The 15,615-nt window shown below is 53.7% G+C and carries 12 protein-coding genes; 6 read left to right on the top strand and 6 right to left on the bottom strand.

What is annotated here, in order from left to right; all coding sequences use genetic code 11:
- Both iprA and ehaB read right to left on the bottom strand, forming a co-directional pair.
- Entirely contained in the window at window positions 1-624 is a 624-nt protein-coding gene (gene iprA / locus OGV93_RS12000) for a hydrogen peroxide resistance inhibitor IprA (RefSeq protein WP_016151994.1), read from the bottom strand.
- 90 nt (window positions 625-714) lie between these two features.
- Window positions 715-3,639, bottom strand: a complete 2,925-nt coding sequence (gene ehaB, locus OGV93_RS11995) for an autotransporter adhesin EhaB (protein ID WP_287095567.1) — start codon at window positions 3,637-3,639, stop codon at window positions 715-717.
- A 510-nt stretch (window positions 3,640-4,149) separates the two neighbouring features.
- Between ehaB and hemB the strand changes: the two genes are divergently transcribed.
- Window positions 4,150-5,124, top strand: a complete 975-nt coding sequence (hemB, locus tag OGV93_RS11990; RefSeq protein ID WP_016151991.1) for a porphobilinogen synthase — start codon at window positions 4,150-4,152, stop codon at window positions 5,122-5,124.
- Between the two features lie 78 nt (window positions 5,125-5,202).
- Here the strand turns inward: hemB and tauD are convergent, their stop codons facing one another.
- From tauD to tauA, 4 genes are read right to left on the bottom strand one after another with little or no spacing between them, the layout of a single operon-like run.
- Window positions 5,203-6,054: a taurine dioxygenase gene (gene tauD / locus OGV93_RS11985; protein WP_049042258.1), complete on the bottom strand. Its 852-nt coding sequence runs from the start codon at window positions 6,052-6,054 to the stop codon at window positions 5,203-5,205.
- Window positions 6,051-6,881, bottom strand: a complete 831-nt coding sequence (gene tauC, locus OGV93_RS11980) for a taurine ABC transporter permease TauC (protein ID WP_016155826.1) — start codon at window positions 6,879-6,881, stop codon at window positions 6,051-6,053. The genes tauD and tauC overlap by 4 nt, the downstream gene beginning before the upstream one ends.
- Window positions 6,878-7,645 (bottom strand): taurine ABC transporter ATP-binding subunit, encoded by a 768-nt coding sequence (gene tauB / locus OGV93_RS11975; RefSeq protein WP_103928963.1) that lies wholly within the window; start codon window positions 7,643-7,645, stop codon window positions 6,878-6,880. Before tauB ends, tauC begins: the two co-directional genes overlap by 4 nt.
- A gap of 14 nt (window positions 7,646-7,659) precedes the next feature.
- Complete coding sequence (gene tauA / locus OGV93_RS11970) at window positions 7,660-8,622, bottom strand: taurine ABC transporter substrate-binding protein (RefSeq protein WP_049042255.1); 963 nt, start codon at window positions 8,620-8,622, stop codon at window positions 7,660-7,662.
- Window positions 8,623-8,878: 256 nt separating this feature from the next.
- Here tauA and OGV93_RS11965 point away from each other — a divergent pair, with 256 nt between their 5' ends.
- From OGV93_RS11965 to OGV93_RS11945, 5 genes are all read left to right on the top strand, one after another.
- A complete protein-coding gene (locus tag OGV93_RS11965) occupies window positions 8,879-9,508 on the top strand; it encodes a response regulator transcription factor (protein WP_029139427.1) in 630 nt (209 codons plus the stop codon).
- Window positions 9,508-11,049, top strand: coding sequence for an MASE1 domain-containing sensor histidine kinase (locus OGV93_RS11960; protein ID WP_137366564.1), 1,542 nt, complete (start codon window positions 9,508-9,510; stop codon window positions 11,047-11,049). Before OGV93_RS11965 ends, OGV93_RS11960 begins: the two co-directional genes overlap by 1 nt.
- A gap of 85 nt (window positions 11,050-11,134) precedes the next feature.
- A complete protein-coding gene (gene uhpC / locus OGV93_RS11955) occupies window positions 11,135-12,439 on the top strand; it encodes an MFS transporter family glucose-6-phosphate receptor UhpC (RefSeq protein WP_095715148.1) in 1,305 nt (434 codons plus the stop codon).
- Window positions 12,436-13,467, top strand: coding sequence for an ABC transporter substrate-binding protein (locus tag OGV93_RS11950; protein ID WP_047416955.1), 1,032 nt, complete (start codon window positions 12,436-12,438; stop codon window positions 13,465-13,467). The genes uhpC and OGV93_RS11950 overlap by 4 nt, the downstream gene beginning before the upstream one ends.
- A gap of 69 nt (window positions 13,468-13,536) precedes the next feature.
- A complete protein-coding gene (locus OGV93_RS11945) occupies window positions 13,537-15,615 on the top strand; it encodes an ABC transporter permease (protein ID WP_049270220.1) in 2,079 nt (692 codons plus the stop codon).

The raw sequence follows: 15,615 nt of genomic DNA, 5'->3' as shown, positions 1-15,615 counted from the left end.
TTAATACTCAAAAGGCAAACGGTTAATGCTCACCAGTTTGCCTTTATTCATTTCAATGTAACCACCTTTACGCAATGCCGCGAGAACCTCAGCGACAACTGAGCGTGAAATTCGTGTGCGTTGGTGAATATAGTTCATGACGCCGATACGCGAACGCAGTACGTCGTCCCATTTCATCATGGATATCAGCGTCGCGCGGATCTGATCGTAGGAGTTATTGCCGATCAGCTGCAGATCGCGCAACTCAAACATTGAATTTTGCCATGCTAACCAGCAAAAGGCTTCACGCCAAAGCTGGCATTGTTCAATTATATTTATCGTTTGCGAAGCAGGCAGGTGGTATCCCGTACAATTACTTTCGGTTATTAATCTGTATTGTACATCTGTTTTCATCACGCCATCAGAAAGGCCCATAATAAAAGGCGCCTGTGCAATCCCGACCAGCACGCTTTCTCCTCTACGTAGGGAAACAACACCACTTAAAATAACAAAAGTATCGTCACTATTAATATCGCTGGAAAAAATTATTTCTTTGTCGTTATCACACTCAAAGTGTTTACCATATTTCGCTAAACATTTATCAAGCTTACCAAACTCAAGAAGAGGTTTATTTGAAGATAGCATGTGCGTATTCCTTGCAAGAAATGCCCGTCAAATCCGTGACGGGCATTATTTCTAAATAAAATTACCTTTTATTTCTCTGCAAGAAAGTTGTTACCAGGTATATTTAACACCAACGTTTGCAGACCAGTCTTGATCGACATCACCGCCACCGAGGTAATTAGCATCGGTGTACGCGCTGAAGTTCTTGGTGAAGCTGAACTGAGTACCCAGCCCAACGCGTACCGCAGAACCTTCTACGCCGTTGTCGATAGAATCACCGTTTACATCAGAATCGTTGTTAGAGTCGTCGTAAACGTAGGCCAGTTTGAAGTACGGGGTCAGCGCCTGGTCATCGCTGTAGGCGAAGGTATAACCCGCATCTACACCAAGTTCATAACGCATGCTGTCATAAGACTGACCGTCAACTTTCATGTCGTTGCTCAGCTTATAGTCATCACCAGACTGGAACAGACCGGATACGCTACCGTAAGGGGTTACGTAACCTGCTTCACCCAGCTTCAGGTCATAACCCAGTTTCAAGCCAAAGCCCCAGGCATCAGAAGAGGTGCTGCCATCAACATACTGACCGTTGCTCATGCTGGCAGACAGATCGTTGTTGAAGTGGGAGTAGTTTAAGTTACTGTCAACAAAGATGTTGTTCGCAAAACGAGCAGAAGAGTAGATATAGGCAGTCTGGCTATCCTGATCTACCTGACCGGTACGATCACTCATGTCACCTTTCGCGAAGCCTGCCGCAGCACCGACAATCCACTTAGCGTTGTTACCATCGATTTTGGAATCAACACCGACCATGATGCCGTTAACATCCTGATCATAGTTAATGTTGCCGTTATCCGCATCGAAGCTGCCGCCGAAGTAGCTCACCCATGCACCACCGTTATCTACCAGACCATGACGCGCGTTAGTCAGACGAGTACCAACGGTGTCTTGCTCCAGGTTCCAGATATTGGTGTTGGCAGACGGAATACTCAGCGCCATGTTCGCGTAGTCGGTCAGCTCCATCTGCTGCAGAACAACGGTGTTACCCTGCTGCTGAGCCTGATAGGTGTAAGCACCCAGGTCTGCTTTATTGGCTGCAGAGAAGGTTGCGGTGCTGTTCTTGTCGTTAACGTAGATCAGCTCGTTACCCTTGTAATCGGTAACAGAACCTGCGCCAGTGGCGTTATCGATGCGAACTTTATAGTTACCGGTTGCCGCTGCTACGTGATCACCGTAGTTATCAACTTCAGACTGATCGCCTGAGGTGTCAGAATCGCCGTTACCGTTGATAGTCAGATGACCATCAGAGTTCATCGCGATCACGCCATAACCGTAGTTAGCCTGGCGCGTATCGTTGGTACGATCGTTGGTCAGGTCAGCATTCAACACATAGTTAGCGCTGTTGATGTCGAAAACACCCGCATTAACATGGTTGTAAGCGTCGGTGTAGCTGGTCAGATTCAGGGTATCAACCTGCAGCGCGTTCCCGGTGCTGTTGCCCACATCCAGAACGCCGTTGTTGGTGACGTTAATGGTATTGGCATACAGCGCGGCATTAAGCACATTCCAGCCAGCAGAGACATCATCAGCAATCGTTACGGTACTGTTGTCAATAGACAGCGTATTAGTCGCAACACGACCATCTTCATTGATGTTCAGTGCGGAAGCACCGGTCAGAGTGATGGAGTCAGAAACCAGCGCAGAATCACCCACGTTGACAACGGAACCGCTGTTGATGCTCAAAGTGTCAATCAGAGAAGTTTTGGTGGTATCCCACTGGGAAGCGCCGTTCAGCGTCACGTTGAACAGACCGCTCTGATAAACGGTATTGCCAACCACATGACCATTTTCGTCATAGGAGGATGTGTCGCTATCGATACCGTAGGTTGAAGAAGGCCACAGGCTGTTGGCAGCGATATCAATCAGCGTAGGAGTGGCTTCAGTGCCCTCAGCATAGCTTTCGTAAACACCATCACCATCAACGTCAACCTGATGGACGGACATTGCCGCACCAACCCACTTGCTGCCGTGGTTCAGGGTCAGATCCAGACGGTCAGTACCATCCCAGCCGTTGGTATCCAGATCGGCATCAGTATCGCGGTAAGTATCAGCACCGTTCGGGAAGAAGTTCTCATCAAAGTTGCTGGAGAACAGCACATCGCCCATCAGCGTAGCGTTATCAAACGTGGCGGTGGTCTGCATCGCGTTATCTGCATTGGGATTAGCAATAACCGCCAATGCGATATCATTCGCGTTCCAACCGTTACCGTTGTAGTCGCTCGCATTGCTGGTGTTACCAAACCAGCCGGATCTTCCTTCATCAGACCAGGAACCAGAGGTCAGGGTAGAGTCGGTAACAGCGATAGTGTTGTTAAACACTTCGCCGCTGTTTACGCCGGTGATGACGGTATTATCGTCAATATCATCCCACTCATAACCTTGAGTCAGGGTAATACCCGCGACGTGAGAGTTGTTGGAGATAGACAGATCAACTTCTTGATCCAGAGTGATAGCCGTACCCAGGTTATAAACGTCGACAACGTGCGTATCAGCCACGTCATTATAGGTATCGTTGTAGGTATAATGTTCGTAGTTGTCATCGATAGTGGAGTTGATGACATTCATCGCCAGACGGTCGTAGTAATAGTCGGTACCCGTACGGTTAGTACAATCCGTGGTCATACATTCGGATGTCACCATTCCGTGAATGGTACTGTTTTTAATCGTCAGGCTGTTATAATTGCCGTTAGTTGACAGTCCATCATCCAGATAATAAGTAGAAATAACGCCGTTGACAGTAGCGTTATTGATTACCGGATAAATATCACCGTTATAAATGCTATCAGTGCCGTAATTGTTCCAACCGACATAGCCATCGAAGTAAACGTCATCAACATGTGATGCGTCATTATAATGGGTGAACGTTGTGTACGTAGTTCCAGAAATATCAGTAGAAGCATTCGCCTGAGAAGTGATTGCCAAAGTACAGGCTAATGCTAATTGTGAGACTACTAGTTTCTTTTTCCAAGTGTGCATTTGTCATCCCTCCTCAGGGACGTAATATAGTTGATCCATCAATTATCAATGCAAAGAAAACATTTTATGTTTCGCGGAGACGATTATGCGGTTTCACAAAGTAAAGGTTCAATTATTCTTTGCTAGTCGTCCGAAACCGGACAACACTACGAATATCCTCACCTCTGACACAAAAAACAAAAAAACTCATTCTTTCAATGAAATACCGTACAACACATCTCTGAATCATATAATTAACAAATAACTCACCACACACCCAAACAAATAAACAATAAATAAAGAGGAATTATCACCAGCCCTACACAAATAAACATATCGATATTTAAAATAATAAAAATAGAAACAAGCAAAACAATGAATATAAATAACTTGCCATAAATGTGAATAAATTGCTCTAATGATTCAGCCTTCCACGATGGAAAATCCAGATATAACGCCAACTTTCGTAAACCACCCACCCTCAGGTTCGGGTATACTACGGCCTTCGATTCCACAAACATCAGGCATACCATGACAGACCTAATCCAACGCCCTCGCCGCCTGCGCAAATCACCTGCGCTGCGCGCTATGTTTGAAGAGACAACACTCAGCTTAAATGACCTGGTGTTGCCGATCTTTGTTGAAGAAGAACTCGACGATTACAAAGCTATCGAGGCCATGCCCGGCGTGATGCGCATTCCAGAGAAGCATCTGGCGCGCGAAATTGAACGCATTGCTAATGCAGGCATCCGCTCGGTTATGACCTTCGGCATTTCTCATCACACCGATGACACCGGCAGCGATGCCTGGAAAGAAGACGGTCTGGTGGCGCGCATGTCGCGTATCTGTAAGCAGACCGTACCGGAGATGATCGTCATGTCCGACACCTGCTTCTGTGAATACACCTCGCACGGTCACTGCGGCGTATTATGCGAGCACGGCGTTGATAACGATTTAACCCTTGCCAATCTCGGCAAACAAGCGGTCGTTGCCGCCGCTGCGGGCGCAGATTTCATCGCCCCTTCCGCCGCAATGGACGGCCAGGTGCAGGCGATTCGCCAGGCGCTGGATGCCGCGGGCTTTACCGATACCGCGATCATGTCCTACTCCACCAAATTTGCCTCTTCTTTCTATGGCCCATTCCGTGAAGCCGCAGGTACCGCGCTGAAGGGCGATCGTAAAACCTATCAGATGAACCCGATGAACCGTCGGGAAGCGATCCGCGAATCGCTGCTGGATGAAGCCCAGGGCGCAGACTGCTTGATGGTCAAACCGGCTGGCGCATACCTCGATATTCTGCGCGATATCCGCGAGCGCACCGAGCTGCCGATTGGCGCTTATCAGGTCAGCGGTGAATACGCGATGATCAAGTTTGCAGCCCTTGCGGGTGCAATAGATGAAGAGAAAGTGGTGCTGGAAAGCTTAGGCTCGATCAAACGCGCTGGCGCGGATCTGATCTTCAGCTACTTCGCACTGGATCTGGCTGAGAAAAAAATCCTGCGCTAATCACTTTGTTGCCTAATGACGGCTTCGCTTTACCGGACCTACAGGTCGTAGGCCCGGTAAATGAAGCGTCTCCGATAATCACCCCGCCCGAAAAAACGGCTTGTCTCCCAAAATTGTCGCCCGGTGCATAATGCGCCGCAGGGGCAGATAATCCGCATTCGCATAATGCTGCGTCACGCGATTATCCCAAATCGCCACATCGTTGGGCTGCCAACGCCAGCGCACCTGGAACTCCGGTTTAGTGATATGCGCGAACAAAAAGCGCAGTAACGCCTCGCTCTCTTTTTCCGTCACATCGACAATTCGCGTGGTAAATCCTTCATTCACGAACAGCGCCTGCTTCCCGCTCACTGGATGCGTGCGCACCACCGGATGCAGCAGGGGCGGATGCTTTGCCACCGCCTCCAGCCAGCGCTGATGCTCCTCTGGCGTCTGGCGGTATTTATATTCCTGGAAGGATTTACGAAAATCATGCTCTGCCCGCAGGCCGCTCAGCAACTGGCGAAACGGCTCAGATAATGCGTCATAAGCGGCAATCCCGCTGGTCCACAGGGTGTCTCCCCCTGTCGATGGCAGCTCTTTTGCCGCCAGAATCGCGCCCGCTGGCGGCGTGTCGATAAAGGTCACATCGGTGTGCCAGTTGTCGTTATCCGGCGGATTATCGTTATGAGTATCCAGCACGATAATCTCTTCAACCCCTTCGGCATGCGGATAGACAGGGTGAATATGCAGATCGCCAAAACGCAGCGCCAGCGCCCGCTGTTGTTGCGGCGTAATCACCTGCTCACGCAGAAACACCACCTGATGGCGCAGTACGGCGTGATAAAGCTGTTCAAACTGATTATCGCTCAGCGGGCGCGTCAAATCCGCACCGGTGATTTGTGCGCCAATGTTCGGCCCCAGCGGGGTAATGCTCAGACGTTCACTCATTGTACTTCTCCATGCCAGGGCGTCAGGCGGCGCTGAAGCGCGCGCAGACCCAGTTCTAAAATAAACGCGATAACGGCAATCACCGCGATCCCCGCCAGCACCACATCCGTTGCCAGAAACTCACCGGCTGACTGCACCATAAATCCTAAACCTCGCGTGGCGGCAATCAGCTCTGCTGCCACCAACGTCGACCAGCCCACGCCAAGCCCGATACGCAACCCTGTGAGTATCTCCGGCAATGCCCCCGGCAAAATAACAAACCACAGCACCTGCGTACGGCTGGCTCCCAGCGACTGTGCGGCACGCACTCTCACCTGCTGCGCGCTTTTAACCCCCGCCAGCGCCGACATCGCTACAGGGGCGAATATCGCCAGATAGATCAGCAGGATCTTGGAGGTCTCACCAATGCCAAACCAGATCACCATCAGCGGCAAATAGGCCAATGGCGGAACCGGACGATACAGTTCAATGATCGGATCGAGAATGCCGCGCATCGTCGGACTCAGCCCCATAGCGATCCCAACCGGAACGCCGAGCAGTACCGCCGCCAGCAGCGCGATAACAATACGCGTCAGGCTCGCCGCCAGATGCTGCCACAGCGTGGCATCCATAAACCCCTGCGGCCCGGCAATAACCATCAGTTTTTGCAAAACCTGGCCCGGCGGGGGTAAAAACAGCGGACTGATTAACTGCAGCGCCGCCACCGTCCACCACACCGCCAGAATGACGACCAGCGTACCGAAGCTTAAGGTAATCTGCCGCGAGAACGGCCAGCGCCAGTTCAGCGCGCGCTGGCGACGGGGTTTATCATTAATCACCACGCTCATGAGAATGCCTCCCGTTGTTCAAAGACACGACCTAACACATACTCGCGCATGGCGATAAACTGCGGGTCGGACTTAATGCTGCGGCTCGGCTCTCCGGCCACAAAGCGACGAGCGAAATTCAGCGGCAGACGCTCCAGTACCCGGCCAGGGCCTGGCGACAGCAATACCAGCTCCGTTGCCATAAAAACGGCTTCTTCAATATCGTGGGTAATCAACAGCACCTGTTTGCCAGTCTCATGCCACAACTTCAGCAGCAGGGTTTGCATCTGCTCGCGGGTAAAGGCGTCGAGCGCGCCAAAGGGTTCATCCAGCAACAACAGCTGCGGGTTGGCAGCCAACGCCCGCGCAATACCGACGCGCTGACGCTGACCACCAGAGAGCTGCCAGATAAAACGTTTTCCCGCATCCTCCAGCCCAACTTTCTGCAACATCTCCCGCGCGATTCGTTGACGTTGGGGCTTCTCCATCCCCGCCAGTTGCAGCCCGAAGGCCACGTTGTCCTGCACGTTGCGCCAGGGCAGCAGGCCTTCGTTCTGGAACACAACCCCGCGCTCTGCGCCTGGACCTTCAACCTTGTTGCCCGCCAGCATAATGCTGCCATGCTGATACGGCACAAACCCGGCAATCAGATTTAACAGCGTGGTTTTTCCGCAACCAGAAGGTCCGAGTACCACCAGCAGTTCGCCGCTATCGAGCGTCAGGTTGATATCTTCCAGCACCGGTTTTCCACCGTAGCTGGCGGCAAGATGAGAGATTTGCAGCATCAGCGCCTCCTTATTTATTGCACGAAGCGATCGGTCACATACTGGCTGTAATCCGTCGCGACGGCGGGGACTTTGCCCTGCTCTTTGAGGAACTGCGCGGTGTCGATAATCGCTTTATTCACCGGGCCGGTTAGCTCAGCGGTTTGCTGTTGTGCCGTCAAATAGGTGTTACCTTTCACCAGGCCCGGCACATCCGCCTCCGGTACGCCACTCAAACGCGACAGTTTGCTGATATTCTCCGGCTGTTTCAGCCATTCATCGGGATTAGCGATATAAGGCTGCTGGGCGTCGATGGCGCTTTTGGCAAAGGCTTTCACCACCTCAGGATGCTTCTCGGCAAAATCTTTGCGCACCACCCACACGTCCAGCGTCGGTGCGCCCCACTCGCCAACCTGCGATGAGTCGGTTAATACCTTGCCATCTTTTTCCAGCGCGTTTACCGCAGGCGCCCAGACATAAGCACCATCAATATCTCCGCGCTGCCAGGCGGCAATAATCGCGGGTGGCTGCAGGTTCACAATCTCCACCTGCCCTGCTTTGATACCCCAGTGTTTCAACGCCGCCAGCAGGCTGTAATGGGTAGTGGAAATAAACGGCACGGCAATGCGCTTACCAATCAAATCTTGCGGTTTACTGATGTTTTTCTTCACCACCAGCGCTTCAGAATTGCCGAGTTTTGACGCCAGCAGGAAAACCTCAATAGGCACCTGCTGGCTGGCAGCGACCGCCAGCGGGCTGGAGCCAAGATTACCGATCTGCACATCACCGGATGCCAGCGCACGGACGATGCTCGCACCGCTGTCGAATTTGCGCCAGTCAACGGTAGCCCCGCTCTCTTTAGCAAAGGTGTTATCCGCCTGCGCCACTTTGGCGGGTTCAGCGGAGGTCTGATAAGCAACGGTGACGTTCACCGCCTGTGCCTGAAATGCGATGAATGCCAGTGCGGCAAGTAGTGCGTTACGCGATGAAATAGCCATGATTGTCTGCTCCCCTGTCTTGTTATGGGGGCAGTATTTCGTTGCGGCACAATTTGATAAAGGAATTAAAAATTCTGGCTAATAGCGATCTGTTTTTAGAAAAAAAGCGGCAATGCTTAGCCCGGAAATGCATTTGATTGCAGGCCGGCAAATTATTGCGATTTTGTTACATTCGTTACATATCCGCGCCACGGGGATTGCCAGCGCGGCGCTGGCAGGCATCATAGATGCCATTGTCAGGCAAGAGAGCAAGATCATGATTCATGTTGTGCTGGTGGATGACCATGTGGTGGTGCGTTCCGGCTTTGCGCAATTACTCAGTCTCGAAGACGATCTCAACGTTGCTGGCCAGTACAGCAGCGCGGCCCAGGCGTGGCCTGCATTACTGCATGATGACGTTAACGTTGCGGTGATGGATATCGCCATGCCGGATGAAAATGGCCTGAGCCTGTTAAAACGACTGCGGGCGCAGAAGCCCGGTTTTCGCGCCATTATTCTCAGCATCTATGACTCACCCACGTTTGTGCAAAGCGCACTGGATGCCGGTGCCAGCGGTTATCTGACCAAACGCTGCGGGCCAGAGGAACTGGTGCAAGCGGTACGATCGGTTGGTATGGGCGGGCATTACCTGTGCGCCGACGCGCTACGGGCGCTACGCGGCGGCGAACAGCCCGCGCAGGTACTGGAGGTATTGACCCCACGCGAGCGCGAAGTGTTTGATCTGCTGGTCAAAGGCGACAGCGTAAAAGAGATCGCCTTCAAGCTCGACCTCAGCCATAAAACGGTGCACGTTCATCGTGCGAACGTGCTGGGCAAACTGCAATGCCACAGCACCATCGATCTGGTGCATTTTGCACTCGACCACCAGTTGCTGACGGGGCATTAATGTCACGCAGCCTTCGTCATGGGGTTATTTCTCTGTTTATTCTGCTGGCCTGGGGATCGGGCTGGCTGATGCTGTGGACGCTGGGGTTTTACCTGACCCACAACGGCCAGCAGGCAGCGCTATTCCTGCCGCACGGCGTCTATCTCGCCCTGCTAATCCTGCTTTCTCGCCGTTACTGGCCCGCGCTGGTACTGCCGCCGGTGCTGATGCTGTTCTGGCTGCACAGCGAGCAATTAGTGAATGGCTATATCCTGCTGGCTGCGCCGTTGATTAGCCTGATCCCGGCGAGTATCGGCCAGTCATACTGGCACCGCTTCCCCCTTTACTGGCAGCGCTTAACGCTGCTGTTGGCCGCGGTGACGATCACGTCATTGCTCAATACCCTCCTGCTTTCACCGTTTATCCAAAGCCCGGCAACGTTAATTGGCCTGGCGTCGTTTACCGGCGGCGTACTGCTGACGCCGTTTGTCTATCTGATCTATGAATTTCTGCGCCAGCAGCACCGCTATCATTTGCTCGGACTGGATACCACCAATCCTCCCCTGCGTACCTCGCTTATCATCTGGTGCAGTCTGTTCTTCATTATTGGCATAGGTACCCAGATGGTGCTGTCACCAGAGATCGAGCGCCTGCTGCTAATCGTGGTGTTCTTACCGAACGTGGTGATGGCGTGGAAATTTGGCTGGCAGGGCGGCGTGTTGTCCGGACTGCTCGGCAGCATGATGATCACCATCGCCCGGCAAATCGGCGTCGGGTTCAGCAATTTACTGGAGCTGGAGATTTTCCTCGCCACCCAGGCGCTGCTGGGCATAGGGCTCGGGATCGCTATCAGCCGCCAGCAGCATCTGGCGCAAAACCTGCACCATTATCGCCAGCGTCTGGAAGCCGAACTGGCAGCGCGACGCGCGCTGACCGAACAACTGATCCGCACCGAGGAAAATACGCGCAAAAGCCTGGCGCGGGAACTACACGACGAAATTGGTCAGAACATCACCGCCATTCAAATTCAGTCGCAACTGGTCAAGCGCGCGCCGGGTCGCGAGCAAACGCTTGAAGCGGCAAATCAGATCAACGACCTTGCCCGGCGCATTCACCACTCCACCCGCCAACTGCTGCGCCAGCTGCGACCGCCCGCGCTCGATGAATTGGCCTTTAAAGATGCACTGCATCATCTGGTGAATGAATTTGCCTTTGCCGAACGCGGCATTCGCTGTTGGTTTGACTATCAGCTTGAAAATACGCCAGAAAATGAAACGGTGCGTTTCACACTGTATCGCCTGCTGCAGGAGTTGCTCAATAACGTCTGTAAACATGCCGATGCCAGCGAAGTATCGATTACGCTGCGCCAGCAGGAACACCGCGTGTTTCTGCACGTCGCTGACAACGGTGTAGGTATTCTCGCAGAGAAAATCCCCGGGTTCGGTATCCAGGGGATGCGTGAGCGGGTCAGCGCCCTTGGCGGCGAACTGACGCTCGAATCGAACAACGGCACGCGGGTAATTGTTAACCTGCCCACAAATTTGCAACAAATCAGCCGTTAACCAGGAAAAAGTCTTAGTCACTGCGGACTTTATCTCATCCCATTTTGCTTTCACTTTCCTATAGTCAGCACAAACGGAGGCTGCCATGCATGCACGTGCATCACGCGAAACAGACCAACAATACCGGGTGCTACGCCCCCGGCTGCTGATGTGTATGGTGATTGGGTACGCCGCGTTTTATCTGACGCGCAAAAGCGTTAACTACGTCCTCCCGGCGCTGCAAACGGATCTGGGTCTGGATAAAGGCGATATCGGCCTGCTGGGATCGCTGTTTTATCTGACCTATGGCCTGTCGAAATTCACCGCCGGGCTATGGCACGACAGCCACGGACAGCGCGCGTTTATGGGCATTGGCCTGTTTGCCACCGGCGTTTTAAACGTGCTGTTCGCCTTTGGTGAATCGCTGACGCTGCTCCTGGTGGTCTGGACGCTGAACGGATTTTTTCAGGGCTGGGGCTGGCCACCCTGCGCCCGACTACTGACTCACTGGTACTCGCGTAACGAACGCGGCTTCTGGTGGGGCTGCTGGAATATGTCGATCAACATCGGAGGGGCCATCATCCCGCTGATTAGCGCCTTTGCCGCCCACTGGTGGGGTTGGCAGGCAGCCATGCTGGCTCCAGGAATAATCAGCATGGCGTTAGGCGTCTGGCTCACCCTGCAACTGAAAGGCACGCCCCGGGAAGAAGGCTTACCCACGGTTGGGGAATGGCGGCAAGACCCGCTGGAGTTGCGTCAGGAGCAGCAAAGCCCGCCGATGGGACTGTGGCAAATGTTACGCACCACCATGCTGAAGAACCCGATGATCTGGCTACTCGGCGTGTCATATGTGTTGGTCTATTTGATCCGCATTGCGCTCAACGACTGGGGCAACATCTGGCTGACGGAAAGCCACGGTGTGAACCTGCTCAGCGCCAATGCCACGGTAATGCTGTTTGAAGTCGGTGGCTTGCTGGGGGCGCTGTTTGCCGGATGGGGATCGGATCTGCTGTTCAGCGGTCAGCGTGCGCCAATGATTTTGCTGTTCACACTGGGGCTGATGGTCTCCGTCGCCGCGCTGTGGCTGGCGCCGGTGCACCACTACGCGCTACTGGCAGTGTGTTTCTTTACCGTGGGCTTTTTTGTGTTTGGCCCACAGATGCTAATTGGCCTCGCGGCCGTGGAATGCGGACATAAAGCGGCGGCAGGTTCAATTACTGGTTTTCTCGGGCTGTTCGCCTATCTGGGGGCCGCGCTGGCGGGTTGGCCGCTGTCGCTGGTCATAGAACACTACGGCTGGTCGGGAATGTTCAGTTTGCTCTCGGTTGCCGCTGTCTTTATGGGTTTATTGCTGATGCCATTGCTCATTGCGGGCATTCCCCCTTCTCTCAGTCAAAGGATAAAACAATGAAACTGACGCTTACCTCTACCCTAATTGCCTCCGCTCTGGCGCTGGCAGCCTTCAGCAGTGCAGCTCAGGCGCAGGGTCGTCTGGTGGTGTATTGCAGCGCCACCAACGAAATGTGCGAAACCGAAACCAAAGCCTTCGGTGAAAAATATGATGTGAAGACTTCATTCATTCGCAACGGCTCAGGCAGTACGCTGGCGAAAGTGGATGCCGAGAAGAAAAACCCGCAAGCGGATGTCTGGTACGGCGGTACGCTGGATCCACAGTCTCAGGCCGGTGAAATGGGGCTGCTGCAGCCGTATAAATCACCAAACCTCGAACAAATCATGGAGAAGTTCCGCGATCCGGCAAAAGTGAAAGGCAACCTCTCCTCGGCGGTTTATGTCGGTATTCTGGGCTTTGGCGTCAATACCCAGCGCCTGAAAGAGAAAAACCTACCGGTGCCAAAATGCTGGAAGGATCTGACCAAACCGGAATACAAAGGCGAAATCCAGATTGCTGATCCGCAAAGCTCCGGTACCGCCTATACCGCACTGGCGACTTTTGCCCAACTGTGGGGGGAAGATCAGGCCTTTGACTACCTGAAACAGCTCAACGCCAACGTCTCGCAGTACACCAAATCCGGCATTGCCCCGGCGCGTAACGCCGCCCGTGGCGAAACGGCTATCGGCATCGGTTTCTTGCACGACTACTCGCTGGAAAAAGAACAGGGTGCACCGCTGGAACTTGTCTCACCGTGCGAAGGTACCGGTTATGAAATCGGCGGTGTCAGCATCCTGAAAGGCGCGCGTAACCTCGATAACGCCAAACTGTTCGTTGACTGGGTACTGTCGAAAGACGCGCAGGAGCTGGCGTGGAAGAAAGGTAAATCCTATCAGATCCTGACCAACACCACCGCCGAGACGTCCCCTAACTCGCTGAAGCTCGACGACCTGAAGCTTATCAATTACGACATGGATAAGTACGGCTCGACCGACGTGCGTAAAGCCCTGATCAATAAGTGGGTCAGCGAAGTGAAGATGGGTAAATAACCCCAGATTTGCGTTCATTTGCCGGATAAGGCCTTAACGCCATATCCGGCCTGAAATACCGGAACCGCTATGTCACACACACTTGCACTCCATCCCGTGAAAAAACGGGATGCGATATTTCTTTGGATTTTACTCGGCTGGCTGGCGTTTGCCCTGCTGCCGAGCTGGAGCCTGGACTACGGTCTGCTTGAGTCGACGCGCGAAGAAATTCTCGCCGCCTACGGCTGGTCACAGTTCAATATCAGTTGGCTCTGGTATCTGCTGCCAAGCCTGCTGCTGGTGCGCCCGTTCCATGAAGCCAGACGCGAACAGCGCAGCCGCCATTATTTTGACGCGGGCTGGGCGTTTTTCTGTATGGCGTTTATCGTCGCCAGCGCGACTATTGAGGGACGCGGCTTAGGCTATGCCACCATCGTGCTGTTTGTGGCACTTGGCGCGATCATGACCCTGGCGCTCACCCGTCTGGAATGGCTGGGCGGCGACCGTTTCGTCATCGGCTCGCTCACCGCGATTGTCGCGCTGATCGGTATTTTTATCGTCTGGCCAAGTATCGCTATTTTCATTCCGATGTTCACCAACGACGCCGGAGAATTTGCTCCGCTGGCGTTTATGAATGTGCTGTCGCAGGCGCATATCATTCAGGTGATCCTCAACTCGATTATGCTGTCGATTGCCGTCGGCGTCGGCTGTACCTTCTTTGGCCTGGTGCTGGCTATTTACACCACCCGTATTGCGAAACGCAGCGCCATTATCGGACGTATTTTCTCGATTCTGCCAATCGTCACCCCGCCGTTTGTGGTGGGTTTAGGCGTCACGCTGATGATGGGACGCTCCGGTTACCTCACCGAATTTATGGTCGAATGGTTTGGTTTGACCAACACCAACTGGCTGTACGGTTTTACCGGCATCTGGCTGGCGCAGGTGCTGGCCTTCACTCCGATGGCGTTTATGATCCTCGACGGGGCGATCAAAACCATTCATCCGTCGCTGGAGGAGGCGTCATACACCCTGCGCGCCAGCCGCTGGCAAACCTTTAACGGCGTGTTTGTCCCGCTGCTAAAACCGGCACTGGCAAACGCCTTTTTAATTGTGGTGGTGCAGTCGCTGGCCGACTTCAGTAACCCGCTGGTGCTTGGCGGTAACTTTGACGTGCTGGCAACACAAATCTACTTCTACATCACCGGTTCCCAGCTCGACTACCAGGCCGCCAGTACGCTGGGTGCCTTCCTGTTGCTGTTCTCGCTGCTGGTGTTCTGCGTGCAGTACATGTGGATTGGTAAACGCTCGTACGTCACCGTTTCCGGTAAATCCTATCGGGGCGACGTGCAGCCGCTGCCGGTAACGCTGGTATGGAGCGTGGTCGCGCTGCTGGCGGTGTGGATTGCCTTTAACGCCCTGCTCTACGGCAGCATTTTCTACGGCAGTTTCACCGTTAACTGGGGCGTGGACTACACCCTGACGCTGGCGAACTTTACCAAACTGTTCGGTCAGGGAATGAGCGACGGCGCGTGGCCTTCACTGCTCGACACCCTGCTCTACGCCGGGATTGCCGCGCCGATCACCGCCATCTTCGGCCTGCTGATCGCATGGGTTGTGGTGCGTCAGCAGTTTAAAGGCAAAAAGACCATCGAGTTCACCACTATGCTGTGCTTTGCCGTTCCGGGCACCGTAGCGGGCGTATCGTACATTCTGGCCTTTAACAGCGCCCCGGTATACCTCACCGGCACCGCCGCCATCGTGATTATCTCAATGGTAATGCGTAATGTCCCGGTCGGTATCCGGGCGGGCATTGCGGGCTTAGGCCAAATCGATAAATCGCTGGATGAAGCCTCGCTCAGTCTGCGCGCAGGTTCCCTGCGCACCATTACGCACATCCTGTTGCCGCTGCTGCGCCCGGCGATCCTCTCAGCGCTGATCTACAGCTTTGTGCGCGCCATTACCACCGTCAGCGCCATTGTGTTCCTCGTCACGCCGGATACCCGCGTGGCCACGGCCTACATCCTGAACCGCGTAGAAGACGGCGAATACGGCGTGGCGATTGCCTACGGTTCCATTTTAATCGTGGTGATGCTGGCGATTATTTTCATCTTTGACTGGCTGATCGGTGAATCACGTACCTCCCGTTCAAAAGCCAAAAACCAGGCGTAA

It is taken from the genome of Citrobacter sp. Cb031 (assembly GCF_030336725.1).
GTDB classification, from domain to species: domain Bacteria; phylum Pseudomonadota; class Gammaproteobacteria; order Enterobacterales; family Enterobacteriaceae; genus Citrobacter; species Citrobacter braakii.
Note: the sequence above shows the minus strand (reverse complement) of the source record. Positions and strands in the feature narration are given on the sequence as shown.

What these genes read in the sequence shown, in the direction of transcription:
- uhpC (WP_095715148.1), top strand. Translation starts at nt 11,135, where the DNA reads ATGCATGCACGTGCATCACGCGAAACAGACCAACAATACCGGGTGCTA.
- ehaB (WP_287095567.1), bottom strand. Translation starts at nt 3,639, where the DNA reads ATGCACACTTGGAAAAAGAAACTAGTAGTCTCACAATTAGCATTAGCC.
- OGV93_RS11960 (WP_137366564.1), top strand. Translation starts at nt 9,508, where the DNA reads ATGTCACGCAGCCTTCGTCATGGGGTTATTTCTCTGTTTATTCTGCTG.
- iprA (WP_016151994.1), bottom strand. Translation starts at nt 624, where the DNA reads ATGCTATCTTCAAATAAACCTCTTCTTGAGTTTGGTAAGCTTGATAAA.
- OGV93_RS11950 (WP_047416955.1), top strand. Translation starts at nt 12,436, where the DNA reads ATGAAACTGACGCTTACCTCTACCCTAATTGCCTCCGCTCTGGCGCTG.
- tauA (WP_049042255.1), bottom strand. Translation starts at nt 8,622, where the DNA reads ATGGCTATTTCATCGCGTAACGCACTACTTGCCGCACTGGCATTCATC.
- OGV93_RS11965 (WP_029139427.1), top strand. Translation starts at nt 8,879, where the DNA reads ATGATTCATGTTGTGCTGGTGGATGACCATGTGGTGGTGCGTTCCGGC.
- hemB (WP_016151991.1), top strand. Translation starts at nt 4,150, where the DNA reads ATGACAGACCTAATCCAACGCCCTCGCCGCCTGCGCAAATCACCTGCG.
- tauC (WP_016155826.1), bottom strand. Translation starts at nt 6,881, where the DNA reads ATGAGCGTGGTGATTAATGATAAACCCCGTCGCCAGCGCGCGCTGAAC.
- tauD (WP_049042258.1), bottom strand. Translation starts at nt 6,054, where the DNA reads ATGAGTGAACGTCTGAGCATTACCCCGCTGGGGCCGAACATTGGCGCA.
- tauB (WP_103928963.1), bottom strand. Translation starts at nt 7,645, where the DNA reads ATGCTGCAAATCTCTCATCTTGCCGCCAGCTACGGTGGAAAACCGGTG.
- OGV93_RS11945 (WP_049270220.1), top strand. Translation starts at nt 13,537, where the DNA reads ATGTCACACACACTTGCACTCCATCCCGTGAAAAAACGGGATGCGATA.